Origin of the sequence: Novosphingobium aquae (assembly GCF_037572715.1) — a bacterium.
GTDB lineage: Bacteria > Pseudomonadota > Alphaproteobacteria > Sphingomonadales > Sphingomonadaceae > Novosphingobium > Novosphingobium aquae.
Window position 1 is genome coordinate 18,344 of sequence record NZ_JBBHJY010000005.1, and the last position, 25,935, is coordinate 44,278.

General features: G+C 63.8%; 21 protein-coding genes. 4 read left to right on the plus strand and 17 right to left on the minus strand.

The genetic code is table 11. From position 1 onward, the window contains the following. Positions 1 to 2 precede the first annotated feature (2 nt). Positions 3 to 1,409, plus strand: a complete 1,407-nt coding sequence (locus WG900_RS10760; RefSeq protein WP_339967021.1) for an acyl-CoA reductase — start codon at positions 3 to 5, stop codon at positions 1,407 to 1,409. 22 nt (positions 1,410 to 1,431) lie between these two features. Here the strand turns inward: WG900_RS10760 and WG900_RS10765 are convergent, their stop codons facing one another. From WG900_RS10765 to WG900_RS10840, 16 genes are all read right to left on the minus strand, one after another. After that, complete coding sequence (locus WG900_RS10765; RefSeq protein WP_339967024.1) at positions 1,432 to 2,025, minus strand: TetR/AcrR family transcriptional regulator; 594 nt, start codon at positions 2,023 to 2,025, stop codon at positions 1,432 to 1,434. Between the two features lie 37 nt (positions 2,026 to 2,062). Then, a complete protein-coding gene (locus tag WG900_RS10770) occupies positions 2,063 to 3,709 on the minus strand; it encodes an Hcp family type VI secretion system effector (RefSeq protein ID WP_339967026.1) in 1,647 nt (548 codons plus the stop codon). Beyond that, a complete protein-coding gene (locus tag WG900_RS10775; RefSeq protein WP_339967028.1) occupies positions 3,706 to 4,200 on the minus strand; it encodes a VOC family protein in 495 nt (164 codons plus the stop codon). The genes WG900_RS10770 and WG900_RS10775 overlap by 4 nt, the downstream gene beginning before the upstream one ends. Then, positions 4,197 to 5,543, minus strand: coding sequence for a DUF1552 domain-containing protein (locus WG900_RS10780; RefSeq protein WP_339967030.1), 1,347 nt, complete (start codon positions 5,541 to 5,543; stop codon positions 4,197 to 4,199). The genes WG900_RS10775 and WG900_RS10780 overlap by 4 nt, the downstream gene beginning before the upstream one ends. Beyond that, entirely contained in the window at positions 5,540 to 7,099 is a 1,560-nt protein-coding gene (locus WG900_RS10785) for a DUF1592 domain-containing protein (RefSeq protein ID WP_339967032.1), read from the minus strand. The genes WG900_RS10780 and WG900_RS10785 overlap by 4 nt, the downstream gene beginning before the upstream one ends. 389 nt (positions 7,100 to 7,488) lie before the next feature. Continuing rightward, the gene (locus WG900_RS10790; RefSeq protein ID WP_339967428.1) at positions 7,489 to 7,623 is read right to left on the minus strand and encodes a hypothetical protein; all 135 of its coding nucleotides are present in this window, start codon (positions 7,621 to 7,623) and stop codon (positions 7,489 to 7,491) included. Between the two features lie 596 nt (positions 7,624 to 8,219). Then, positions 8,220 to 8,837 carry an IS6 family transposase gene (locus WG900_RS10795; RefSeq protein WP_339966996.1) on the minus strand — a complete coding sequence of 206 codons (618 nt, stop codon included), beginning with the start codon at positions 8,835 to 8,837 and terminating at the stop codon, positions 8,220 to 8,222. 340 nt (positions 8,838 to 9,177) lie between these two features. Further along, positions 9,178 to 10,362, minus strand: a complete 1,185-nt coding sequence (locus WG900_RS10800) for a molybdopterin molybdotransferase MoeA (RefSeq protein WP_339967034.1) — start codon at positions 10,360 to 10,362, stop codon at positions 9,178 to 9,180. Then, positions 10,359 to 10,895 carry a molybdenum cofactor synthesis domain-containing protein gene (locus WG900_RS10805; protein WP_339967036.1) on the minus strand — a complete coding sequence of 179 codons (537 nt, stop codon included), beginning with the start codon at positions 10,893 to 10,895 and terminating at the stop codon, positions 10,359 to 10,361. Before WG900_RS10805 ends, WG900_RS10800 begins: the two co-directional genes overlap by 4 nt. Positions 10,896 to 10,897: 2 nt before the next feature. Further along, positions 10,898 to 11,884, minus strand: a complete 987-nt coding sequence (gene moaA, locus WG900_RS10810; RefSeq protein ID WP_339967038.1) for a GTP 3',8-cyclase MoaA — start codon at positions 11,882 to 11,884, stop codon at positions 10,898 to 10,900. A 1-nt stretch (position 11,885) separates the two neighbouring features. Continuing rightward, on the minus strand, positions 11,886 to 12,686 hold the full coding sequence (locus WG900_RS10815; RefSeq protein WP_339967041.1) for a peptidylprolyl isomerase: 801 nt from the start codon (positions 12,684 to 12,686) through the stop codon (positions 11,886 to 11,888). Further along, complete coding sequence (gene narI / locus WG900_RS10820) at positions 12,683 to 13,378, minus strand: respiratory nitrate reductase subunit gamma (RefSeq protein WP_339967043.1); 696 nt, start codon at positions 13,376 to 13,378, stop codon at positions 12,683 to 12,685. The genes WG900_RS10815 and narI overlap by 4 nt, the downstream gene beginning before the upstream one ends. Next, a complete protein-coding gene (gene narJ / locus WG900_RS10825; RefSeq protein ID WP_339967045.1) occupies positions 13,371 to 14,066 on the minus strand; it encodes a nitrate reductase molybdenum cofactor assembly chaperone in 696 nt (231 codons plus the stop codon). The genes narI and narJ overlap by 8 nt, the downstream gene beginning before the upstream one ends. Continuing rightward, positions 14,066 to 15,592, minus strand: a complete 1,527-nt coding sequence (gene narH, locus WG900_RS10830; RefSeq protein WP_339967047.1) for a nitrate reductase subunit beta — start codon at positions 15,590 to 15,592, stop codon at positions 14,066 to 14,068. Before narH ends, narJ begins: the two co-directional genes overlap by 1 nt. After that, the gene (locus WG900_RS10835) at positions 15,589 to 19,326 is read right to left on the minus strand and encodes a nitrate reductase subunit alpha (RefSeq protein WP_339967049.1); all 3,738 of its coding nucleotides are present in this window, start codon (positions 19,324 to 19,326) and stop codon (positions 15,589 to 15,591) included. Before WG900_RS10835 ends, narH begins: the two co-directional genes overlap by 4 nt. Then, on the minus strand, positions 19,323 to 22,058 hold the full coding sequence (locus WG900_RS10840) for a nitrate/nitrite transporter (RefSeq protein ID WP_339967051.1): 2,736 nt from the start codon (positions 22,056 to 22,058) through the stop codon (positions 19,323 to 19,325). The genes WG900_RS10835 and WG900_RS10840 overlap by 4 nt, the downstream gene beginning before the upstream one ends. Before the next feature lie 214 nt (positions 22,059 to 22,272). On the opposite strand from WG900_RS10840, the gene WG900_RS10845 reads away from it, so the two are divergent. Continuing rightward, complete coding sequence (locus WG900_RS10845) at positions 22,273 to 22,968, plus strand: cyclic nucleotide-binding domain-containing protein (RefSeq protein WP_339967053.1); 696 nt, start codon at positions 22,273 to 22,275, stop codon at positions 22,966 to 22,968. On the opposite strand, the gene WG900_RS10850 is transcribed toward WG900_RS10845, so the two are convergent. Further along, positions 22,969 to 24,174: a porin gene (locus WG900_RS10850; protein WP_339967054.1), complete on the minus strand. Its 1,206-nt coding sequence runs from the start codon at positions 24,172 to 24,174 to the stop codon at positions 22,969 to 22,971. A gap of 82 nt (positions 24,175 to 24,256) precedes the next feature. Here WG900_RS10850 and WG900_RS10855 point away from each other — a divergent pair, with 82 nt between their 5' ends. Further along, positions 24,257 to 24,727 carry a hypothetical protein gene (locus WG900_RS10855; RefSeq protein WP_339967056.1) on the plus strand — a complete coding sequence of 157 codons (471 nt, stop codon included), beginning with the start codon at positions 24,257 to 24,259 and terminating at the stop codon, positions 24,725 to 24,727. Further along, positions 24,727 to 25,929 carry an NnrS family protein gene (locus WG900_RS10860; RefSeq protein ID WP_339967058.1) on the plus strand — a complete coding sequence of 401 codons (1,203 nt, stop codon included), beginning with the start codon at positions 24,727 to 24,729 and terminating at the stop codon, positions 25,927 to 25,929. The genes WG900_RS10855 and WG900_RS10860 overlap by 1 nt, the downstream gene beginning before the upstream one ends. Positions 25,930 to 25,935: the final 6 nt, after the last annotated feature.

Here is a 25,935-nt window from a genome sequence, read left to right on the forward strand (position 1 = left end):
ACATGGACATCCAAGACACGCTGCAGCCGGCTCCGTTTTTCGTTCGCGGCAAGCTGGTTGAAGGGCAGGACACGATCCATCGGTCGCGCGACCTTGGCGTCGCCATTGCCACGCCCGAGTTGCACCTGAACGAGCTGGTCCATCCGCGCACCGAACTGCCGCCGCTGCTCAATGTATCGCTGGCCGAGATCATGGATTTCCTCACCGAAGCCGGACAGAAGCTGCTGGCCAAAGGCAACCCGGCGGTCGAGGCATGCATCGAGCGCATGGCGCGGGTCAGCCTTCAACCGCATGCCGTGGTCGCCGGAGCCATCCGCGAAGCTGCCTCCTATCTCGACCGCCAATCGATGATGGAAGTGGTGGAGAAGAATTTCGCCAACCCCAAGGCGCTCGATGAATGGGTGCCGCAGGCCGACCACACCGGGCGCCGCAGCTTTGTCCGTGCCTATCCCCCGCGGCTGATCCACGTGCTGCCCGGCAATTCGCCCGGCATGGGCATCCGCTCGCTGGCGCAGGGGGCGCTGGTCAAGGCGGTCAACCTGTTCAAGATGCCGTCCGCCGATCCGTTCACCACTGTCATGTTCCTGCAGATAATGGCCGAGGTTGATCCCGATCATCCGGTCCTGCGTTCCATGTCAGCCGTTTACTGGCGTGGCGGTGATGAGGCCGTCGAGCGCGTGCTTTACCGCCCGCAGTATTTCGACAAGCTGGTCGCCTGGGGCGGCGGGGACGCCATTGGCAATGTCATGAAGTACATCGGCCCGGGCTTTCAACTGGTGTCGTTCGATCCCAAGACATCGATCTCGATGGTCGGGCGCGAGGCGTTTGCCGACGAGGAATCGCTGGCCCAGGCCGCCGAACTCAATGCCCGGGACGTCTCGATCCTCAATCAGGAAGCCTGCGTGTGCAGCCGCTTCACATTCATCGAGGCGGATCAGGACCAGGCCGACCGCTACGCCCGCGCGCTGGCCGAACGGTTGCGGATCGACCGGAGCGGCGAAGGCGAGCCGCGTCCGCTCGACATGGCGCTCAAGGAAGAAATCGACACCCTGCGCCTGATGGACGAGGACTATGCCGTGTTCGGTGCCTCAGATGGGCGCGGTATTGCCATCCGCTCTGACGAGCCGGTGGACTTCCACCCCCTGCGCAAGACCGCGAATGTCGTCCGCGTCGATGACCTGATGCAGGCGATGAAATACGTTAATGTCGCCACGCAGACCGTCGGCGTCTGGCCCTTCAGCCGCATCCCGCAGCTGCGCGACCATCTGGCCAGTGGCGGCGCGCAGCGGACGGTCAGGCTGGGAGAGGCAGGGCCTTCAACCATCGGTAACCCGCACGATGCGATGTATCCGCTGCACCGCTTCGTTCACTGGATGGCGCATGAGGACGGCTGCGACGGCGACGATTGAGGGGCGCGCGCGCCAGCTTCAATCACACTAGCGTGATCTCTTTGGCAAAGATGGTCGGCTGCACGACGAGGTGATTGAGGAAAGCGATGACGTTCTGCACGGGATAGTCCTCGGGCTGCGCCAGCCACCAGACGAGGATCTCGAAAATACCTGCGCTGACGAAAGCCGAGGCCAGCGGCACCGGCAGCCACGGATTGGCGCGCGGCCCGGTGACCCCGTATTCGGCTGAGAGGCGGGCAAATTCTTCGCGCATGGCCGGCGCGGCGCCGGTGGTGAGCAGCGAAGTCCACAGCGCCCGGTTCGCCTGAATATGCGCGCAAATCGCGCCAAGGCTGGCGTCCGGTCCTTCGGCTTCGAGCACCGGATAGGTGCGCGCCATGAGGTTACGCACTTCCTCGGCGGCGACTTCGGCGAGCAGTTCTTCCTTGCTGCCATAGCGGCGGAAGAACACCGGATAGCTGACCCCCGCCCGGCCGGTAATATCGCGAATGGTGATTTCGTGCAGCGGGCGCTCGCCCAGCAGTTCTAGCAGACCATTGCGCAACGCTTGCCGTGACCGCAGCGCGCGGGCATCGTCGGGCTTCGACATCCTCTCTTGCGCGCGGCTTGAATGCATCAGTTTCCTATGCCCAAGCTGACGCGGCTTTGCAAAGCTACTTCTGTGCCTTTAACTGCCCGCCCTTGCCCAGCGCCTGCCGGTCTTCGGGCGGAATGAACGCCGGGATGCCTTCGATTTCATAGGTCGCCGAAATTCCGGTGTATTCTCCGGTAGCGGGATCCTTCAACCCATCGGCGGCGCGGCGCACGGCGTTGTACATTCCCGGACTGTTGAAGCCGATGGTGTTCTCGTAGTCGGAAGCCTGGAAGAAGGCCGACGAGATATATTTGCGCCAATCGCGGTAACCGCCCAGCACGGCCTTCATCGTGCCGTCCTCGCCGAACTCTATCCGCATCCTCGCTTCGGCCAGAGTCCAGGTGGTGGCCGGCCCTTCGTGCATCGTGACTTTCGGATGGGCGCTGGTGGTCAGCACGCCATTCACGATCTTGCCGCGAAAGCGCGCGAAACTTTGCGAGAACTCGGGATTGGCATTCACCCGGAACGAGTAATCCGGCAGGACGATCTTGGAGCTGCCATCGCGCTTCATCGGATCGGCGCTGTAGAGCAAGGTCACCGCGACATCGTCGTCATTGCGCCAGTCTTCGACGCCGCTGACATCGACCAGCATCGACAGGCCGCCGGCGCGGCGCAGTTCGTTGCCGATCATCGGCAGGAAGCCATTGCGGCGCCAGCCGGCGATGCAGCCCTGCACGGTGAAAAGCTGGTTATCGATGCCCTTGCGCCCATCGGGAGAGGTATAGTTCGGGTGCGGCCGGGTACTTGCCGGGAACGGGGCCGTGCCGTCGTTGCCGTCCAGATCGAACCCGCGAACGATGTCTGCCTGCGGGGCGACATGGCCGGGATCGGCAACGATACCGGGGAGCAGGATGACGTTCATCTCGTCCGGGCCGCGATAGGGCAGGACTACGGTGTTGGCGCCGCCCTTGCTGGCCAGGGCAGCCTTCTGCTGCGCCGCTCGCCCAGGCGACATTAGTGCGTAATATTCTTCCTGAGTCGGCTTGCGGTTCATCTGCGGGCACTGCCGATCATTGGCATCGGCGATCGGCGCGAACCAGGAAACAAGGAAGGTCCGGCTTTCTCCGCCCTTGGGCGCAGGCGGCAAGGTGGCCGGCTTCGTCGTGATGACCCGGGGCTTTGGCTGCGGCGCATGATTGATCCGGGTGATGCCCTCGAACTTCAGGGCAAATGCCTGTTCGGGTGCGCCTTCGGCAACGGGGCACGACAGGCGAACGTTGCTGAGCGTGTAGCGATAGAATTCGGGAACGTCCGCAGGGCGCGGGCCGTGCTCCTGAATATGTCGGGCGAGGTCGGCGGACTCGGCATAGCTGACTTGCGGAAGAACCGTGCCGCTGCGGCAGATTTCCATGAGCCGAGCCAGTGCCGGGCTGGTCTTCGCCACGGAAAGGGCCAGCATGGAAGGCCCACTGGCCGGTGATGTCGGACCGGTAAACTTGAGCCCGCTCTCCTTGCCGGAAATGCCCCTGATCTCGCGCCGCGCCGGGTGGCTTGTCCAGTAATTCGCCTCGGCCTGCACCCAGTTCCGGAAGACGGGGTGGCGCGCACCGCCATCGACTCCGGGAATCTCGACATAGCTGGGACCGATGTAATCGGCCCACGCGGGCGTGCTGGCGAAAAGGCCTGCCGCCAGCGCAATCGAGGCTGCGGAACGGGCGCCGATCACGACGCGGGCTTCCCGGGTGTTTCGATGAGTTCGAGCCGGTAGCCGTCCGGATCGGTCACCATCATCATGCGGATCGAACCGTGGACCAGCTTGATCTCGCCTGCCTTGAATCCCAGCATCTCAAGCCGCACGGCAAGCCCTGCCAGATCAGGCATGCGCAGCGCGATCCGGTCAAAGCCGTGGGCATGGGCAATCGAGCGGATCGGACCCGACTTGTCGGTGATCAGCATGATGCCGGCCTCCGCCGGGTTGGGGCCGAAACCCACCACTATGTCCGGACGGTCCGCCGGGCCGAAGCGCATCCGCAGCTTCATGCCGAGCCCTTCGGTGTAGAACTTGAGCGAGCGCGCCGGGTCGGTAACGTAGAGCGCGGGGCCGACCATGCCTTCGGGCGAAATGGCCGGTGCGGCTGGGGCTTGGGCATTTGCGGCAACCGGCAAGCCAGCTACCAGCAGCCCCGCCGCCAACAGGTTCATTCCAAGGCGCTTCATGCCATAACCTCCGAAATCGGCTTGCTCGTCTTCATCGCGCCATCGCCCCATTCGGTGACCGGCATGCCCATGACCTGCTGGATGGTCAGACCTACACGCGAGCTGGGATCGCCATTGCCGCTGATGTGCTGCCCCTGCTTCCAACGCCCGCCAGCCGACCCGGCAACGAGAATTGGCAGGTTGTCGACCGAGTGGATCTTGGCGAAATTGCTTTCGGACGTGGCCAAAACCAGGCTGTTGTCGAGCAGGGTCCCCGCCCCTTCCTTCACCCCGTCCATCATCTTGAGCATCGAGGCGAGCGTTTCCATGCTGCGCTCGATGAAGAACGTCGCCTTGGGCTGGTAGCCAAGCTTTTCATCGACCGGCTCTTCGTGCGTCAGTTCGTGGAAAGCGACCGGATCACCGGGCTTGCGCAGGTTCGATCCCGCGTTGGACAAGGCCATGTTGAACACTCGCGTCTGGTTGCAGGCGAGCGCCATCACCAGCAACTGCCCCAGCAAGTCGTGCGTGCGCGTAGCGACGTCCCACGTCGGCCCCAGCTCGCGCTTGCCGGGTTCGGTCGGCAGCACGCAGGCCTGCGCCGGTTCCGGCTTTTCGAGCAGCTTGCCGAGCTGCTGTTCAACTTGCCTGACGGACGTGAAATACTGGTCGGCACGCTGCCGGTCTGCCGCTCCCAGCGAGCGCATCAGGTCCTCGCGCTCGTCCTTGACCGAACTCAGCACGCTTTGCCGGAGCATGACTTCGGGATCCGGCGTGAATTCCGCCTTGTTTGGATCGCGAAACTCAGTGCCGAACATACGGCGATAGAGCTGGACCGGATCGACCTCGCTGGGGTTTACAGTCGAACCGGCGCGCATCGAGTAGCTGACATTCGACTGCCCGGTGCAGGCCAGTTCGAGCGAGCGGAAACGGGTATTGCCGCCGATGTGATCGGAGATCAGGCAATCAAGCGTTGGCAACTGGCTTGTGCCGCCGGTGACACCCCCGGTCAGCGGTGCCGCGCCTGACATGGTGGCCATGACGCCCGACCAGTGAACAAGGTTCGGTTTGCCATCGAGCACGCAGTTGAAATTGGAGAATACAGACACCTTGCTACGCAGATCACCAATCGGCGAAAGCTCCGGCTTCAGGTCGTAATCCATGCCGAGCTTGGTAGGGAACCAGCGCGCCGTATTGACCCCGCAGCCCCAGAACCACGTGCCGAACCGGGTCGGGATCGGCGCGCCGCTGGCCAGCGCCTCGCCATTGCCGTCAAGGAACATGTCGAACAGCGGCAGCGCCACGGCCACGCTCGCCCCGCGCAACATTCCTTGCAGCAAACTGCGCCTGGACCACCTGCTCATCGTGATTTTCCTTCTACCTGACCTGCATTTCTGGCTGCCGTTCTGCCCGGTGATGGCGGCGCGACCGCGCGGATCGCATCGCTCATCGCGAGGCTCTTCATCAGTGCAGGGAACCGATAACCACCTGCCGCGAAGCGCGCCGCCGATTGCTCGAGCACTGCCGTATCCGCCTCCGCCGCCTCACGCCCCACCCCATATTCGAACGCCCGGCGCACCAAGCAGCTGGGTACCGCCTCGCTCTCGCGCAGCCGCCCCGCTAGGCCGAGCAGGCCGACGTAGGGTTTGCCCTCGAAGGTGCCCGATGCATCGATCAGTGCGCTGTTCTCGTGCGTGCGGTAATTGCCGACCGCATCGTAATTCTCGAGCGAAAGTCCGATCGGATCCGTCAGCTTGTGGCAACCGGCGCAGGCTGGGCTTTCCTGATGCACGGTCAGCCGTTGCCGCGCCGTGCGGTAGAGCGGATTCGACACGTCCTGAACCAGCTGGAAGTTCACGTTGGCGGGCGGCTGCGGCACCATCTGGCACAGCAGCAGCTCGCGTACGCTCTTGCCCCGGATGGTCGGCGAGCTACGCCCCTCATGCGTCGGATCCAGCATGAGGAAGCCGGCGAGGCTGAGGATGCCGCTGCGTGGTTCGTTCGCCGGGAAGGTATAGGGCGCCCAGCCATCAAAGGCAGTCGCCGGCACTGGCACCCGATAAAGCGCGCCGAGACTGCGGGTCATGAAAGTCTTGCGGGTGGTGAACAGGTCTCGGTAATCGCCCCGGTTCGTCAGCAACAGATCAACGATGGTCCGCAGCGTCTGCTCCTGCGCGTCGCGGGCAAGCGATGAGTTGAACTTTGGATAGATCGCCTGATCCTTGGCGAGGCCCTGGAACTGATCATAGCCGAACATGTCCGAGAAGAAGGCACGCGTGCCCAGCTCGAAGCGGGGAGACGCCAGCATCGCATCGATCAGGCGGCTGGTCTTCGCTGGATCACGCAGGTCGCCGCGTGCCACGGCTTCGAGCAGCGTCTTGTCCGGCGGGGCATCCCACAGCAGGAAGCTGATCCGCGTCGCCAGCGAGTAATCATCCAGCCGCCGCACGCCCGGCGCGGCTGGGTCCGCCACCGTCCGTTCAATGCGGAAGATGAAGTTGGGGGACACCAGCATGCGTTCCAGCGCGGCCTGAAGCCCGCGCGCCATCGACCCGCTCTTGTCCGCTGCTGTGCGAGCAAGGCCGGTTATGGAGGCCACTTCGGCTTCGGTCAGCGGGCGTCGGTAAAGGTGGCGGCCAAGATCGCGGATGAAAGTCTGCGCACAGGCGAGGTCAAAAGCGGTCGACGCGCCGTCGCAAGCCAACGCGACGCGCTTTTCCTTGAACGCCTGCGCCGCGATCTGCCGTGCACGCAGTTCGTTCTGCTCAAAGCCGGAGCCTGTCACCGTTACATGGGCGTCACCGATCGCCAGCAAGCCCTTTTCGCGCAGCGATGGTTCGAAGCGCCCCGGAATCGTAATGCCGGGACCAAAGACCTGCTCAATGCTGCGGCTGTATTGCGCCTCGTTTAGGCGGCGCAAACCGATTGTCCCTGAAGGGTTCTCGCTTGAGACGGCTGTTTGCGCGGAAAGCGGTCCAACGGGTCCGATTGTCAGGACGGAAAGTGCTGCCACTCCCGTCGCTGCAGCCAGCGCCAAACTTCGCAACGCAAACTTGTTGCGGCGATCGACTCCCGTACCGGGCATCCAGTTCTCTCCCCGTCAGACCAGCGCGAGAATATGATTACGCGCGCTGGTGGAACCTTGACCCGAGCACATAACAGCTAGGTAGAGAGGACGTCAAGATATGCGATATGATGGCGCATAAATGGAATGGTGCAACCTCGGTTGGAACTCGAACTCGAGATGACGCACATTGCTGATTAGTTGGAGGCCGCATTTGCAACCAAATTCGCGAACTTTGCAGACGTTCAATGCTCCAGCACGGCATCCTGTGAGCTGCCCTTCATTCCCCGAACCGGGTTGTCTTCCGACACGTAATCATCGAGCGATGCTGGCAGCAAATAGTCCTGCCGACGGTATTCCCCTTGGACGAAACGAGCCATTCCAAAGCCTCCCAAAACGCGAGAGAACCATAGCATATTCAGGCGTTTTTACACAGCCTCGGGACAATCCTGCCCTTCTAAAGTGGCGTGTTTGACGGCGGCTCTCATCCGGAGCAGACATCCAGCGTTTGTCTGACCTGGCGGGTCAGGAAAGAGACCCGCGCATGGTAGAGCCAGTTACATAAACGGAGTGGCTTTGCCCGTTGATGGTGGGTTTAGGATCAGGTGCACACCTTCTGCACTCGGAAGTGTACCACGCGCTTTTCCCATTCAACCGATCGCCCAGACAGGGATCATTAAATCCCACAAATTTCGAAATTTCCGAATTCAGTAACTCCACTGGCCCCGGGTTGATCCGGCGGCCCTTGGCTCGTTGAACCCGCAATCGCGCAGCGGTAACCCTAACATCAACCCTAAAAGCTGCTGCGGATTAGGGCGATTCAGTGCGAACAACAACGAACATCGAACGGGTAGGGACCCAGCTTTTCCGTCAGAAATCGGTCAAGGATGAACAGAAGCGGACGGTCGCTGGCGGTGCTGTCAGTCGGACCGCAACCAGCCTCCGACAGGCGGAGCGACCCCCAGGTTGCGCAGCTTCAGGCCACAAGTGATTGCCACTTGGCCAATGCGGCCGAGCGACGTTCGGGGTAGGTTTGTCGATCAACGAGGTGGCGAAGGTGTGAGTTCTCAACCCGATTGTTAAGGTGCCGGCCCATCTCGCGCCGCTCCAGATTGCCCAGTTCACGCATCGCCGCAGGGTACGATCGGAGGCCGTCTGTGACGATGGCTTCGGGCTGGCCGTGGCGCTTCAGCGCTTTCTTCATGAATCGCAAAGCCGCGGATTTGTCCCGCTTTTTCGTGACAAAACTTTCGAGAACCTCGCCTTCGTGATCGACTGCGCGCCACAGGTAGTGCGTCTCGCCGTTGATCTTCACGTACACCTCATCAAGAGGCCACTTCCAATGGCGGAAGCCGCGCATCCGGCTTACTCGCTGCCGACGAATATCCGCGGCGAACATCGGTCCGAAGCGATTCCACCAGTGCCGCACGGTTTCGTGGCAAAGGTCAATTCCGCGCTCGAAGAGCAAGTCCTCCACGTTCCGCAGCGACAGCGGGAACCGCACATACATCAGGACCACCAAGCGGATCACTTCGGGCGAGGAGTGGAAATACCGGAAGGGACTATACGGCTTCGCTTTGGATTTGCGGCTCATTCCAGACCCGCTAGCACTCGTCCGTCCGCCCTACCAATCCGTCTGACAGAACCCGCGGAGACCCTGTTCACAGAGACTGGTGCGGGGGTCGCTGGCGGAGCGGGAGGGCGCAAGAGGTTTCGTTTATAATATTGATCACGAGAGGTATTTTCATAAAGCGTGAGCTCTCCCCCCACACTTGCCCCCCTCGCTCTTCCAATCGTTGCTTTTGATTGCCCCGCGTTGCCAAAGTCCCTCCGAGCTCAATCGCGTAAGTGACCGCAGATGGTTGCTGCAACCGCGAAAAGTGAAATCAGCGTCGGCTCATCAGACATCGCATTTCTGAGGTCAGGAACCCCGCCTAGAATGCGAGCGCCAGCATCCGTTCGTCGCAATGGGAAGCCTTCCCCGCGGGATCGCGCCGCACCAGCCATCTTGCCTTGCCCAGTGGAGCCTGGGCCGAGGAATCCTGATTTGCGAGCGGCACCAGGCCCGACTTGGAGAGGGCTGCGCGGACGAATGTGGTTCGGCCTTCCGGAATCGGAAATGCCTGTGCTGCCGGGAGTGGCACCCAGTCCAGCACATCTTCAACCGGTCGCCCCTGCAGCATTCCCAGCAGCGGAGCAAGGAACAGGCGCGCGGTGACCATTGCAGAGCCGGGATTGCCAGGGAGGCCAACCACCCACCGTCCCTGCGACCGCCCGACCCACACCGGTTTCCCGGGCTTGATCGCAACCTTCGAAAACAGCAGTTCAAGCTCTTGCTCGGCAAACATAACTTTGGCGAAGTCGCGCTCGCCAACTGATGCGCCCCCGGTTACAACCACGACGTTGGCAATGGCGAGAGCCTTGTCGGCCAACTGCCGAAGCGTCAAAAGATCGTCCGAGCCACCAAGCCTGGCCTCGATAGTGCCTCCATATTCTTCGACCAACGCAGCCACTCCAAAGGATACCGATTCAGGGATCTTCAGGACATTGTCACGCGCGCTTCCAGGAGGTGCCAGCTCATCCCCGGTGGCGATGATGGCCACCCGTGGGCGCTTGGCGACCTGCACGGCAGCTCGGTCCGCTCCCGCCAAGGCCACGATTGCGCGCGGATCAAGCAAAGTGCCGGGCTTAAGGAGCAAGTCTCCTTCAGCAAAATCGCTTGCCGCATGGCGCACGTGCCAGCCGGGACCGTACGCGTCCACGATCGTCATCACGGCACCGTCTGCCGCGCAGTTCTCTTGCATGATCACGCGATCGGCGCCGTCGGGCAGCGCGGCGCCGGTGAATATCCGCACGCATTCCCCAGCCGAAAGCGCAGGCGGCAACACAGAGCCGGGAAAACTCTTGCCGTTGATCCGCAGGCGGGCTCCGACTCCGGCATCGGCATCGCGCAGGGCAAAGCCATCCATTGCCGAGACCGCCCGGCGCGGCGAAGAGACGGCAGCATGAACGTCTTCGGCAAGGACCCGGCCGTGTGCTGCGACAAGTTCAACCTGCTCGCAGCCGAGCGGCCTGACATTGTCCGCCAGCAGCGCAAGCGCCTCGTCGAAATCGATCATGCACACACATCCCGCAGCCGCGGCAGGGCTCCGGCGATCGAACAGGGCTTGTGGCGGCTGTCGAATTCCAGCTCCAGCAGCCCGTCCCAGGCATCGCGGCAGGCCCCGGTCGATCCCGGCACGCAGAAGATGAAGGCATCCCCGGCCTGCCCGGCAAAGGCGCGCGACTGCATCGAGGCGACGCCTACCGTTTGCAGGCTCTTCTGGTGGAAGGCGACCGAGAAGCCGTCCATTTCGCGGCGCAGCAGCGGCCTGACGGCTTCGGGCGTGTTGTCGCGCGGGGAAAAGCCGGTCCCGCCGGTGGTCAGGATGATCTCGATGTCGGAACGCTGCAGCCAGGCTTCGATCTGGCCGCGGATCGCGGCAATATCGTCGGTCACGATGGCGCGGTCATGCAGGCTGTGCCCGGCGGCAACCAGCCGGTCGGCCAGCAGCGCGCCGGAAGTGTCGGTGGCGAGGCTGCGGGTGTCCGAAATCGTCAGTACCGCCATGCCGAGCGGATGGAACGGCAGCTCAGCATCAATTCCAGGCATGGTTACCCTCCGATCGAGGCCAGGTGCGGGGTCGCGCCGCTATCGCCAGCGTGCAGGCGATGCGCCGGGGCCTTGGTGGCGGTCAGCGCAGCGATGCGGGCGGTCAGCAGTTCGATCTGGTCATCGCTGGCCAGCAGCGGGCGCAGGTCGATCCCGTGATCGCCGAACAGGCAGAGGTGCAGCTTGCCGCGCGCCGAAACCCGCAGGCGGTTGCAGCTTGCGCAGAAATCCTTCGAATAGGGCGCGATGATTCCGATCCGGCCTGGCTCACCCGGCCGGGCATAGTCCACCGCAGGCCCGGCCCCGGCCTCGCGCGGGAGCGGCCGCCAGCCGAGACTTTCCAGCCGCGCAGCAATCTCTGCCCCGGCCAGATGGTGCTGCGCGAAGAAGTCCGGGTTGTCATTGGTCCGCATCACCTCGATGAAGCGCAGCGAGAGATCGTGCCGCTGGACGAAGGCGATGAAGCCTTCCAGTTCGTCATCGTTGACCCCGCGCATCAGCACGCTGTTGAGCTTGATCGAGGCGATCCCGGCCAGCCGCGCGGCAGCGATCCCGTCCAGCACCTCGTCCAGCCGGTCATGCCCGGTGATCGCGGCGAAGCGGGCCGGATCAAGCGAATCGACACTTACGTTCAGCGCCGTGATCCCGGCCGCCGCATAGTCGGCTGCGCGGCTTGCCAGCCGATAGCCATTGGTGGTCATCGCCAGCTTGCGAATTCCCGGCGTGGCGGCGACCGTGCGGGCAATGTCCAGCAGTTCCGGACGCAGGCTGGGCTCACCCCCGGTCAGCCGCACTTTCCACAGGCCCAGCCGCGCGAAGGCCGCGATAAGCCGCCCTGTTTCCCTGACCGTCAGACTGGCCGGCAGGCCCGCTTGCTTGCGATAGCCGTCGGGCAGGCAATAGGAACAACGGAAGTTGCACACATCGGTCAACGACAGGCGCAGGTATTCAAAGCGGCGGCCGTGGCCATCGGTGAGCTGTTGGGCCATGCTATTGCACCATGGCCCCTTCTGCCCCGGCTATGGCGACCCCGCTGACTCCTGCCTGTCCGGCCAGGATCGCAATGTACTGGGCCACAGCACGGCGATAGCTGGCCTCTTCAAGATAGCCGGAGATGGCTTCCTGCACCGCCTCGAACGGCAGTTGCCGCCCCTCGGCCCGGCGCCCCGAACGGATGACGTGAACGCCGAAGCGGGTCTTTACCGGCTGCGGACAGAGCGCGTTTTCCGGCAGGGCGAACAGCGCTTCCTCGAACGGCTTGACCATCTGGCCCGGGCCAACCTGCCCCAGGTTGCCGCCCTGCTGGCCCGAGGGGCAGGCAGAGCGTTTGCGGGCGATTTCGGCAAAGCGTTCCGGCTCGGCCTGCAGTTCGCGGATCAGGGTGCGGGCATCACCGGTGGCAAGGCCCATGGCGAATGCGTCCGCCGGGTCGGCCTCGATCAGGATATGCGCCGCTTCGACCAGCACGGGTGAGGCGAAGCGGGCGCGGTGCGTGTCATAGTAGCGGCGGCATGCGGCTTCGTCGGCCTGAGGGACGCGCACTTCCTGCTCCAGCAGGGCATCGATCCGGCCATCCTCCTCAGTCAGCGGACGGCCCTCCGCGTCATAGCGGTCCTCAGCCGGGATGCCCAGCCGGTCCGCTTCGTCCAGCAGCAACTGGCGAACGGCCAAAGCTTCCGCCGCTGCATTCCACGCCGCTGCGGCATCGGGGGCGGGGTGATGCTGGGCTTCGGCGGCAATGGCCTCGGCGGTGATTTCCCGCCCGCCGACGATGACTGGTTCGGCGATCATCGGGCCAGCTTCCGCGAGCGAACCACCTGGTACCCCGGGCGCCAGACGTAGCGCACCGGGGCGCTCAGCATGTGGACCAGGCGGGTGAAGGGAAACAGCAGCAGGATCGTCAGGCCCATGAACAGGTGCAGCTTGAACACCAGCGCCACGTCGGCGATCTGGTCCGCCGCGCCGGAGCGGAAGGTAAAGATGCCCTGCGCCCAGTTCATGAACTTGACCATTTCATGCCCGTCGAGATGCTGCATCGACAGCGGGATCGTGGCGAGGCCAAGCGCCAGCTGCGCCCACAGCAGAACGATGATCATGTTGTCGGCAAAGCTGGACGCGGCGCGGACGCGCGGGTCGAAGAAGCGGCGGTGGATCAGCAGGGTGGCCCCGACGATCCCCAGCACCCCGGCAAAACCGCCCGCGACAATTGCCAGCAATTGCTTGGCCCCGTGGCTGATCCCCAGCGCGTCGAACACGGCAATCGGGGTCAACAGGCCCACCACGTGACCAGCGAAGATCATCAGCACGCCAAGGTGGAACAAGACCGAACCGACGATCAACTGCTTGCGGCGCAAGAGCTGGCTCGATCCGGCCCGCCAGGAATAGGGTTCGCGATCATAGCGGATCACCGACCCCACCGCGAGGACGGCCAGCGCGATGTAGGGATAGATCCCGAACAGCAGGTGATGGATGAATTCAGCCATGAGCTTGGCTCCTCACAGGTTCCTGGGCAAGCATGCGGTCAACCATTCCGGCGACCTGCGGACAGTCTGCGGTGCTGGGTGCCACGGGGGCGTCGAAGCGAATCTGCTCCTCCTCCCACGCGGCATCGAGCGCGGCGAGGTCATCAGGATCATCCGCCGGGGCGATCTCGAACGCCTCGCCGCCCGCTCCCGCCAGATCGGCCAGAATCCGCATCGGCGCAGCATAGGGGGTGTCCCGCTCTTCCAGCCGCTGCGCGAGGGCGGAGAGGATCACCCCCGGCTGGGCCAGTTCCTCTGCCGCCTGGCCCGGCGGAAGGACCGAGAGGTATTCAAGGAACAGCGGCAGGTAATCGGGCAGTTCCTTGGCCGTGATTTCCAGCCCCTGCGCCTCGTACCGGTCGCGCAGATCGACCATTGCCTGCCCCCGGTCACGGCTTTCGCCGTGAACGTGCTCGAACAGGTGAAGCGATACCGCCCTGCCCCGGTCGAACAGGCCGACATAGCGTTCCTGAGCATCGAGCAGGTCGGTGCTAGCCAGCGCGTCCAGCAATGGCTGCAAAGACGCGCGCTGTTCGGGCGACATCAGGCCGTCTTCAGCCAGCACACCGGCCAGTTCGGGCGCGGCCTGCTGCACGGCCTCGTCGGGGTAGCGCAGCAAGGCGGACAGGATGCGAAGGGTCAGGCGCATCAGAACACCTCCGTCGGAGTCTGGAGTTTCTTGCGGGCCGGGGCGCCGAACAGGTTGGTCTCGCTCGACCCGCCCGAACAGCCGTTGCCGAAGGAGAAGCCGCAGCTGCTCTTTTCGGCATACATGTCCTCCACATCCTCGCGGTGGCCAGTCGGGATGACGAAGCGGTCCTCGTAATTGGCGATGGCCATCACATGGTACATTTCCTCGATCTGGGCAGCGGTCAGGCCGACTTCGCGAGCGATGCCCTCGTCAACCACGCCGTCCACCGTCTTGGCCCGCATGTAGCCGCGCATCGCCAGCATCCGTTCCAGCGCATCGACCACGGGGGCTTCCTTGCCCGCGGTCAGCAGGTTGGCGAGGTACTTGACCGGGATCCGCAAGCTGCGGACATCGGGCATGCCATTGCGCGCGGAAATCTTGCCCGCGCTGGCCGCAGCGTTGATTGGCGAAAGCGGCGGCACGTACCAGACCATCGGCAGGGTGCGGTATTCAGGGTGGAGCGGGAAAGCGACCTTCCATTCCATCGCCATCTTCCACACGGGCGAGTGGCGCGCGGCCTCCAGCCAGGCTTCGGGGACGCCGTCCTTGCGGGCCTGCTCGATCACCGCCGGATCGTTCGGGTCCAGGAAGATGTCGAGCTGGGCCTGATAGAGGTCCTCGACGTGTTCGGCGCTGGCTGCTTCCTCGATCCGGTCGGCGTCATACAGCATCACACCCAGATAGCGGATGCGCCCGACGCAGGTTTCGCTGCACACCGTCGGCTCACCCGCCTCGATCCGGGGATAGCAGAAGATGCACTTCTCGCTCTTGCCGGTCTTCCAGTTGAAGTAGATCTTCTTGTACGGACAGCCCGAGACGCACATGCGCCAGCCCCGGCACTTTTCCTGATCGATCAGGACGATCCCGTCCTCTTCCCGCTTGTAGATCGAACCGGAGGGGCAGGCCGCGACGCAAGTGGGGTTCAGGCAGTGTTCGCACAGCCGGGGCAGGTACATCATGAAGGTGTTTTCGAACTGGCCGTAGATCTCCTTCTGCACCCCTTCGAAGTTGTAATCGGCCGAGCGCTTGGAGAATTCTCCGCCAAGGATTTCCTCCCAGTTCGGGCCACCCTCGATCTTCTCCATCCGCTGGCCCGAAATCAGGCTGCGCGGACGGGCGGTGGGGAAGGCCTTGCTTTCCCCGGCGGTTTGCAGGTGGCCGTAATCGAAGGTGAACGGTTCGTAATAGTCGTCGATCTCCGGCAGGTCGGGGTTGGCGAAGATCTTAGCCAGAAGCCGCCACTTGCCGCCCATCTTCGGGCGGATCGAACCCGAAGGCGTGCGGACCCAGCCGCCGTTCCAGCGCTTCTGATTTTCCCAGTCCTTGGGATAGCCGATCCCCGGCTTGGTCTCGACGTTGTTGAACCAAGCGTATTCCATGCCTTCGCGGCTGGTCCACACGTTTTTGCAGGTGACCGAGCAGGTGTGGCAGCCGATGCACTTGTCAAGGTTCAGAACCTTGCCGATTTGCGCGCGGACTTTCATGCTGCGGTCTCCTCTGCGCCGAGCGGCCCTTCGAGCCAGTCGACCTTTTCAAGCTTGCGGACGATGACGTATTCGTCGCGGTTGGAACCCACGGTGCCGTAATAATTGAAGCCGTAGGCCTGCTGGACGTAGCCGCCGATCATGTGGGTCGGCTTCAGGATCGCACGGGTCACGGAATTGTGAATCCCCCCGCGCTGGCCGGTCAGCGGCGATCCCGGCACGTTCACGATCTTTTCCTGCGCATGGTACATGAACAGGGTGCCTTCCTTCATCCGCTGCGAGACGACCACGCGGGCCACCAGCGCACCGTTGGCGTTGAAGGTTTCGACCCAGTCATTGTCGACCAGTCCCGCCTTCGCGGCATCCACCTCGCTCATCCACACGATCGGTCCACCGCGTGACAGGGTCAGCATCAGCTGGTTGTCGGTATAGGTGGAATGGATGCCCCATTTCTGGTGCGGGGTGATGAAGTTCAGGATGACGTGCTTCTGCCCGGCCGCCTGATCGAGCATAGGCTTCACCGCCTTGGTATCGATCGGCGGGCGATAGACGCACAGCGCCTCGCCAAATGCCCGCATCCACTTGTGGTCCTGATAGAGCTGCTGCCGGCCCGTCAGGGTGCGCCAGGGGATCAGTTCGTGGACGTTGGTGTAGCCAGCGTTGTAGCAGACATGCTCGCTTTCGAGGCCCGACCAGATCGGGGATGAGATGATCTTGCGCGGCTGGGCCTGGATGTCTCGGAAGCGGATCTTCTCGTCCTGCTTGGGCAGCGCCAGATGGGCGTGTTCGCGGCCCGTAAAGGTCGACAGCGATTCCCACGCCTTTACGGCCACTTCGCCGTTGGTTTCCGGCGCCAGCATCAGCAGCACTTCGGCTGCGTCGATGGCGGTGTCGATCCGGGCCATGCCCTTGGTCGGCCCGTCTTCGCTGACCGTGCCGTTGAGCCTGCGCAGCCCCTCGACCTCATGCCCGGTTTCCCAGGACATGCCTTTGCCGCCGTTGCCCAGCTTGTCCATCAGCGGACCAAGTGCGGTGAAGCGCTTGTAGAGGTTCGGATAATCCCGCTCCACCAGCACGACATTGGCCATGGTTTTGCCGGGAATCGGCTCGACCTCACCCTGTCCCCAGTCAGCCACATCGAAGGGCTGGGCAATTTCGCCGGGGGTGTCATGCTGGATCGGGACCATGACCAGGTCCTGTTCCACCCCCAGCACTTCGGGCGCGATCTCAGAGAAGGTCTTGGCGATCCCCTTGTAGATGTCCCAGTCGCTCTTCGATTCCCACACCGGGTCCACCGCAGCCGAAAGCGGGTGGATGAAAGGGTGCATGTCCGAGGTGTTGAGGTCGTCCTTTTCGTACCAGCTGGCGGTGGGCAGGACGATGTCGGAATAGACGCAAGTGGTCGACATCCGGAAGTCGAGCGTGACCAGCAGGTCCAGCTTCCCCTTCGGCGCTTCGTCGTGCCATTTCACATCCTTGGGCTTTTGATGGCCCATTTCGCCCAGGTCCTTGCCCTGTACGCCGTGCGCCGTGCCCAGCAGGTGCTTGAGGAAATACTCGTGCCCCTTGCCGGAGGAACCCAGCAGGTTTGAACGCCAGACGAACATGTTGCGCGGCCAGTTGGCCTCGTCATCCGGGTCCAGGCAGGACAGTTCCAGATCCCCGGCCTTGAGCGCCTGCGAGACGTAGTCCTTCGGCTCCATGCCGCTGGCCTTGGCCGCCTTGCCCACGTCCAGTGGGTTGGTCTTGAGCTGAGGGGCCGATGGCAGCCAGCCCATTCGTTCGGCCCGCACGTTGTAATCGATCAGGCTGGCGTCCCAGTCACCCTTGGGCGCGGTGGGGGAGAGGATTTCGCCCGCGCCCAGCGTCTCGTAACGCCACTGGTCGGTGTGGGCGTAAAAGAAGCTGGTGGAGTTCATCTGCCGCGGCGGGCGGCTCCAGTCGAGCCCGAAGGCCAGCGGTAGCCAGCCGGTCTGCGGGCGAAGCTTTTCTTGGCCCACATAGTGCGACCAGCCGCCACCCGACTGGCCGACGCAGCCGCACATCACCAGCAGGTTGATGATCCCGCGGTAATTCATGTCCATGTGGTACCAGTGGTTCAGACCGGCCCCCAGGATCACCATCGACTTGCCATTGGTGGCTTCGGCATTGGCCGCGAATTCGCGCGCGGCGGTAATGATCGCGTCGGCAGGAACCCCGGTGATCTTTTCTGCCCAGGCCGGGGTGTAGGGCGCGGAATCGCTGAATTCGCGGGCTACGAAGTCTCCGCCCAGACCCCGGTCGAGGCCGTAGTTGGCACACAGCAGATCGAACACGGTGGCCACGAAAGTGCGGCCCTCCTTCAGTTCCAGCTGCCGCACCGGCACGCGCTTCGGCAGCACGTCGGGGTGATCGGTGCCCTGGAAGTGGTCATGCTCGCGGTTGCCGAAATAGGGGAAGGCCACCTCGACCACCTCGTCGTGGTCCTTGTCGAGAATCGCGGTCATCCGCAGCTTGACCTCGGCGCCCTTGCCGTCCTTTTCCTCAAGGTTCCACTTGCCCTTGTCGCCCCAGCGGAATCCGGCCGAACCCGTCGGCGCGACCACTTCGTCGCGGGCTTCGTCGATGGCGACGGATTTCCATTCGGGGTGGTTCTTTTCGCCCAGATCGCCCTCGAAGTCGCTGGCGCGCAGCAGGCGTTCGGGCACCAGCCTACCGTCCTGTTCGATCAGGCGGACCAGCATCGGCATGTCGGAATAGCGGCGGCAATAGTCCTCGAAATAGGGCACCTGCCGGTCAAGGTGGAACTCGCGCAGGATGACGTGGCCCATGGCCATGGCCAGCGCCGCGTCGGTACCCTGCTTGGGGTTGAGCCACAGATCGGCGAACTTGGTCGCCTCGGCATAGTCGGGGCTGACCACGGCGACCTTGGCCCCGCGATAGCGCGCCTCGGTCATGAAGTGGGCATCGGGGGTGCGCGTCTGCGGCACGTTCGATCCCCACAACATCAGGAAGCCGGCATTGTACCAGTCAGCGCTTTCAGGAACGTCGGTCTGCTCGCCCCATGTCATCGGGCTGGCCGGCGGCAGATCGCAGTACCAGTCATAGAAGCTCATGCAGGTGCCGCCGAGCAGCGACAGATAGCGCGATCCCGCAGCATAGCTGACCATCGACATCGCCGGGATCGGGGAGAACCCGATCACCCGGTCCGGACCCCATTGCTTGGCGGTATAGGCATTGGCCGCCGCGATGATCTCGTTCACTTCGTCCCAGGTCGAGCGGACGAAGCCGCCGTGACCGCGGATCGCGGTATAGCTCTTGCGCTTCGCCGGATCGTTCTGGATCGAGGCCCAGGCGGCAACTGGCGGCAGGGTGGCTCGCGCCGCGCGCCACAGCTTGACCAGCCGCTTGCGGATCAGCGGATACTTCAGTCGCTGAGCCGAATAGATGTACCAGCTGTAGCTGGCACCACGCGGACAGCCGCGGGGTTCATGGTTGGGCAGCTCGGGCCGAGTGCGGGGGTAGTCGGTCTGCTGGGTTTCCCAGGTGATGATCCCGCCCTTGACGTAGATCTTCCAGCTGCACGATCCGGTGCAGTTCACCCCGTGGGTGCTGCGCACGATCTTGTCGTGCTGCCAGCGCTTGCGATAGCTATCCTCCCAGTCGCGCGCTTCGGCGGTGGTGACCCCGTGGCCGTCGGAGAATTGCTCCTTCTTATGGCGGAAGAAAGTCAGGCGGTCGAGCAGATGGCTCATGCGGGGGCTCCTTGGGCAATTGGGGCAGTGGGGGCGCGGCCGCGCTCGATATCGTGGAGCAGGCTGCCCTTGCGGGTGTAGGCCCACCATGTCAGCGCCGCGCAGCTGGCGTAGAACAGGATGAAGCCATAGAGCGCCGCCATCGGCGATCCGGTGGACGAGATCGACATCCCGAAGGCGCGCGGGATGAAGAAGGCGCCATAAGCCGCGATCGCCGAAGTGAAGCCGACGATGGCCGCCGATTCCTTCTCCGCCTGGCGGGTGCGCTGGGCGGCGTCGAGCTCAGGCATCAGCCGCGGTACTTCCTGGCGCATGATCGCGGGGATCATCTGGAAGGTGGAGGCATTGCCCACCCCGGTGACAAAGAACATGAAGACGAAGGCGCCAAGGAAGCCGTTGAAGTCCTTGGCTTCAAGGAAGTGGATCACGCCCAGCGCGCCCACGATCATGCCGATGAACACCCAGAACGTCACCCGCGCCCCGCCCCAGCGATCGGCCACCCAGCCGGTCGCGGCGCGGCTGATGGCGCCGACCAGCGGGCCAAGGAACACGTACTTCAGCACGTTGACGTCGGGGAACTGGCTCTTGGCGAGCAGCGGCAGACCGGCGGAAAAGCCGATGAACGAGCCGAACGTGCCGGTGTAGAGCCAGCACATCAGCCAGTTATGCTTACGCTGGAAAATGACCGCCTGTTCGGCAAAGCTGGCCTTGGCATCGGCGATGTCGTGCATCCCGAACCAGGCGAGCAGGGTGCTGGCGATGATGAACGGCACCCAGATGAAGCCGGCGTTCTGCAGCCACAGCTGGCTGCCGTCGCTGGCCGCGCGCGCCTCGCCGCCCAGAGCGCCGAACACGCCCGCCGTGATGACCAGCGGCACCGCGAACTGCATCACCGAAACGCCCAGGTTGCCGAGGCCAGCGTTGAGCGCCAGCGCGTTGCCTTTCTGCGCCTTGGGGAAGAAGAACCCGATGTTCGACATCGACGAGGCAAAGTTGCCGCCGCCAAAGCCGCACAGCAGCGCCAGGACCAGGAAGATGAAATAAGGCGTATCCGGGTTCTGCACCGCATAGCCGATCCCGAAGGCCGGGATCAGCAGCGACGCGGTGGACAGCGTGGTCCACAGCCGTCCGCCAAAGATCGGCACCATGAAGCTGTAGAAGATCCGGAACGTCGCGCCCGACAAGCCGGGCAGCGCGGCAAGCCAGAACAGCTGGTCCGTGGTATAGTCGAAGCCGATGAGGGGTAGCTTCGCCACGACCACGGACCAGACCATCCACACCGCGAAGGCCAGCAACAGCGCCGGGATCGAGATGTACAGGTTGCGATTGGCAATGCGCTGGCCGGTTTCCTCCCAGAAAGCCGAATCCTCTGGCCTCCAGTCGGTCAGGATCTTGGATGGCTCGATCCGCCCGTGCTTCTTCTCGTCGTGGATCGAGGCCATTTCCGGGAACTGCGGCAGGCTGCGCACGTCGATGCCGCTCGCCTTTTGCTCCATCTGCCGAATAGCGATGTGCATCCAGCCCAGCGCGACAGCGACCAGCGCGAAGAGCACCATGAAGCAGCTGGTCCAGATGCCGGTAAGGTCGCTCACCGCGCCGAACACGATCGGTAGCACGAAGCCGCCAAGCCCGCCGACCAGACCGACCAGCCCGCCTACCGAACCGACGTGATCGGGATAATAGACCGGGATGTGCTTGTAGACCGCCGCCTTGCCCAGCGACATGAAGAAGCCGAGCACGAAGATCGTGATGACGAACGGCACCAGGCTCATCGAGGTGGAGAACCGGATGTCGCCCTTGATCCCGTGAATGGTATAGTCCGTCGCCGGATAGGACAGCATGAACAGGCACAGCATCGACACGCCGAAGGTGGCGTACATGATCCGCCTCGCACCATAGCGGTCCGACAGGATCCCGCCATAGGCCCGGAACACCGAGGCCGAGAGGCTGAAGGTCGCAGCCAGCATCCCGGCGACCTTGATGTCCACGCCGTAGACCCCGATCAGGTACTTGGGCAGCCACAGCGCCAGCGCAACGAAAGCCCCGAAGACGAAGAAATAATACAGCGAAAAGCGCCAGACCTGCTCGTTCTTGAGCGGTTCAAGCTGCTCTTTCAGGCCCTTGGGCTTTTCGCCGCTGATCTTGCGCGCGGCCAGTTCGGGATCATCCTTGGCAAACAGGAAGAACAGCACGGCCGTGATCGCCAGCGCCACGGCCCAGATCTGCGCCACCGCTTGCCAGCCCATCGCCACCATGACGAAGGGCGCGGCAAACTTGGTCACCGCCGCCCCGACATTGCCCATGCCAAAGAAGCCCAGCGCGGAGCCCTGCTTTTGCTGCGGGTACCACTTGGAAACATAGGCCACACCAACCGCGAACCCGCCGCCGGCCAGACCCAGCCCCAGCGCCGCCAGCAGCATCAGGATATAGCTGTCCGCCTGGCTAAGCAGCACGGTTGATACCGCCGATGCCAGCATGGTCAGCGGAAAGACGATCCGCCCGCCATACTGGTCGGTCCAGACCCCCAGGAACAGGCGGACCAGCGATCCGGTGAGGATCGGGGTGCCGACCAGCAGGCCGAACTGGGTGTCATTCAACCCCAGCTCCGCCTTGATCTCGATCCCGATGATCGCAAAGATCGTCCAGACCGCGAAGCAGACGGTGAAGGCAAATGTGCTGAGGCCAAGGGCCTTGTTCTGTTGTCCGGTGCTGACTGTTTGCGACAGTGGCATGGCGGCGTGTTCCCTGTTGTGGGTTGAATGTCGGCGAACCTGCCGAACGCTGCGGGGAAAAGCTTGATCAGGATCAAGAAAGGCCGATGCGGCCGAACAATCGTCAAACCGCCTGATCTGTAGCGCCGGATCGCCCAATCCAGATCAAGCCTGCGATTGATGCACATCAAGCGGGGTGCTAGGACGCGTTCACCCCAACAAGGATGCCTGCTGCGTGCGCCCCGGCGAAAGACCCGAAATCGCGAATCTGCCCCTGTTCCGGGAAATGCAGGAGGCCCAACGCGAGCGGATCTTCTCCGGATCGTTCCTGCAGGTCTTTCCGCCGCAGCTAACGCTGTTCGAACTGGGCCAGCATCCCGATTTTCTGCACGTTCTGGTCGATGGGCTGGTCGAACTCTATGCCCACAGCGCCGGGCGCGACACGACCATGCGGATCGTCGAGCCGGTCACCAGCTTCATCCTCGCTGCGGTCGTCACCGACCAGCCCTATCTCATGTCGGCGCGCACATTGGCGCCGTCCCGGATCCTGCTGGTCCCGGCGGCGCTGATCCGTGAACTGGTGAAGGACGATCCGGCGCTGATGCAGGCGACCATGCGCGAACTGGCCCATGCCTATCGCGACATGGTCCGCGCGCTGACCGACATGAAGCTGCGCCAGTCTGCCGAGCGGCTGGGCAACCTGATCCTGCAACATGAGCGCAGGCAGGGCCGGACCGGCAAGCTTCAACTGAAGGCTGAAAAGCGTCTGCTCGCCTCGCTGCTGGGGATGACCCCGGAAAACCTGTCGCGCGCCTTCGGCGTGCTCTGCGGGCACGGCATTACGGTCAGCGCTGCGCAGATCACGATAACCGATCGCGCCGCGCTCGAAGCCTTCTCCCGCCCGGACCCGGTGCCCGACGACCAGTGCTGATCAGAGCTTCGTCTCGATCTGGAACCACAGCTTGGTGGTATCGGTGGCAAAGCCATCGGCCTCGTAACGGGCCAGCTTCGCGGTCAGGGTGAAGCGCTTGCCCAGTGGATAGCTGGCCAGCGCGTTCCATTCCCGGCCATAGGCGATCCCGCCAGTGGTCGATCCGTACTCGTGCCACACCGCACGGAGCGTCAGGCCGGCCAATGGCCCTTTCCCCGGCACCTTGTAGGCTGCATCGAGGTAGAAATCGCGCAAGCCGCTTGCCGGGGTGGACAAGAACTTGTCAGCCCAGCCGTTGAAGGCATGCAGCGTCGCCAGCGGGGTTTGCAGGCCAACCGTGCCATTGCCCTCCAGCCGCTCGTAACCGGCCTTGAGCGATGCCGGGCCGATTTTCACCCCCGGCTCAACCAGCCAGTAATCGAGCGCGAAGCGGCGCGGGTTGGCCCCGTGATCGTGCTGGCGAGCATATTCGACCGCGTAGAGGAACGTCCCCTCTCCTCCGACCGGCAGCTCGCCAGCCATCCGCACACCCACAGTGCGGCTGCTGCTGGATGGTTGGGAAGGTACCTCCAGCCAGTAGCCATAGGCCGAGAGCGTGCCGACGTCCTTGATGGCATAGGCCGCACGGACCCCGTGAATGTCCGTGTCGCGCCAGATGCCCTGCGGCGAATCCGGGCCGAACACCCGGTTGACCCGCCAGGCATACAGGTAATCCAGACTGGCGCCCCTGGCCGGCTTGGCGGTGACCCGGACGGCATCGAGCGTCTGATCGTTCTGCCGCCAGCCGACCGAACCGATCCAGCGCTGGTTGTCGAAATTGACTGCCTGTCGCCCGCCGACCAGTTCCAGTTCGGCCTTTGGCCGCCAGCGCAGGTAGGCCTGGTTGAGCGATATGTCGGAAGGGTCGGCCACAACGGGATATGCGGTCTTGCCGTTGACCGTATCGTTATAGCTGGTCTCGCCCAGCACCGCGATCGCCTCGCCTTCGACCACGGCACTCAAACCATGCCATTCGGCGGTCTTGACCCCGGCCCTGACCCGCAACGTCGAGGCTGCGGCCTGTTCGGCCAGACCGTCCTGATCGACCAGTTCCAGCCGGTAGCGAATATCGGCATAGGGCGTTACCGCCTGCGTCTCGGCGAGAGCGGCAGTGCTGGCCAGCAATGCGGCGAGCGTCAGGGCCGTGCGGCAAACTGCTTGATTCATGTTGGCCATTTCCGCTTGTCAGCGGCACTTGTAATTGACTTTCATCAACGAATGATTGGCTGTTCCCGCGCAAGGCAGGCCCATGGACTTTGCTCTCTACACTCTGGCCCGCTGCCTCCATGTCGCCGCGATTGTCGGCTGGATCGGCGGGGTCTGGTTCGTCACGCTGATCGTCATGCCGGCCATTTCCCGTAGCGAGGCACCGGCGGCCCGGCTTGCCGCGTTCCACCGCATCGAACAGGGCTTTGCCCCGCAGGCAAAGTTCTGGGTGTTGCTGGCGGGGGCGAGCGGCTTCTGGATGACTTATCAGGCGGACCTGTGGAGCCGCTTTGCCGATCCTGCTTTCTGGTGGATGCATGCGATGCTGGCGCTGTGGACCGTCTTTGCTGTCATGCTGTTCTTGCTCGAACCGCTGTTTCTGCACCGCCGCATGGCCCAATCCGCCACGCCAGAGGCCGACTTCGCCCGGATGGTGACAGTGCACCGGCTGCTGTCCGCCCTCGCCCTGGTCACTGTGCTGGGGGCAATGGGCGGGGCCCATGGGCTGATCTGATGACCAGCCCCGCCCCGATCCTGTTTGCTGCGCCGCACCGGCTGGCATTCCTTGCCGGCAGTCTGGGTCTGGCCGCCATGGCGCTGTGGTGGCCGATGCAGCTGGCCGCGCTCCACTTTGGCTGGCCGAAGCCGCCAGCCGGAAGCCTGCCCGCCGCCCTGCTGCACGCCCCTGCGCTGCTGCTGCAGACCTATCCGGCCTTCATCTTCGGATTTCTGCTGACTGTGTTTCCGCGCTGGATGAGCCAGCCTGACTTGATCGCGCGCCAGTTCGGGCCGGTTTCTGGCGGACTCGCGATCGGCATGACGGCCAGTGCCATCGGCCTGTGGACCGGGGCAAACACGCCGGTCCGGATCGGCTTTCTAATCTGCGCCGCATCCTGGGCGCTCGGTTTAGTGGTGCTGGCCGCAGTGGTCCGGGCAAACAGGCGATCGGACAAGCCGCCCTGCTGGCACGCCGTGTCGGCACTCGCCGCGCTGACGATCGGCCTTGGCGCCCTGTTGCTGGTCTGCGCATTCCTAATCGCTGGCGATCCCCGCCTGCTGCGCTGGGGCAATGTGCTGGGCCTGAACGGTTTCATCCTGCCAGTTTTCCTAACCGTTGCACATCGCATGGTGCCCTTTTTCGCTGGCAACGTTGTAAAGGGATATCAGAGCTGGCGGCCTGACTGGCTGCTGGGGGCAGTATGGGCGCTCCTGGCCGCGCGGATCGCGGGGGAACTTGCGCTGGTCCCGGACCTGTCCGCGCTGGCCTGCGCCGGGCTGGCCGCCTGCACCGGCCTGATGGCATGGAAATGGTGGCCGCGCGGCCCGGCGCCTGGGCTTATGCTGGTGCTGATCTGGGGCTTTGCCTGGGCCCCGCTTGGCTTTGCGCTCGCCGCAATGGCCTCCTTTGGCCTGCCGCTGGGCCTCGCCCCGACCCACGCGTTGGCCCTGGGCTTTGCAGCAAGCCTGCTGGTGGCCATGGTGACCCGCGTCACGCACGGTCACTCCGGACGCCCGCTGGCCATGGTCCCACTGGCCTGGCTGGCTTTTGCCGGAGTCCAGCTGGCCGCAGCCGCGCGGATCATGTCCGCAATTCAGGCTGAGCCCGGCTGGCTGCTGGTGGTCGCCGCGCTCATCTTTGCAATCGGCCTGCTGCCCTGGTTGATCCGCAACGCCCTGATCTACCTGCGCCCGCGCCTTGATGGCCGCGACGGCTAAGGATGC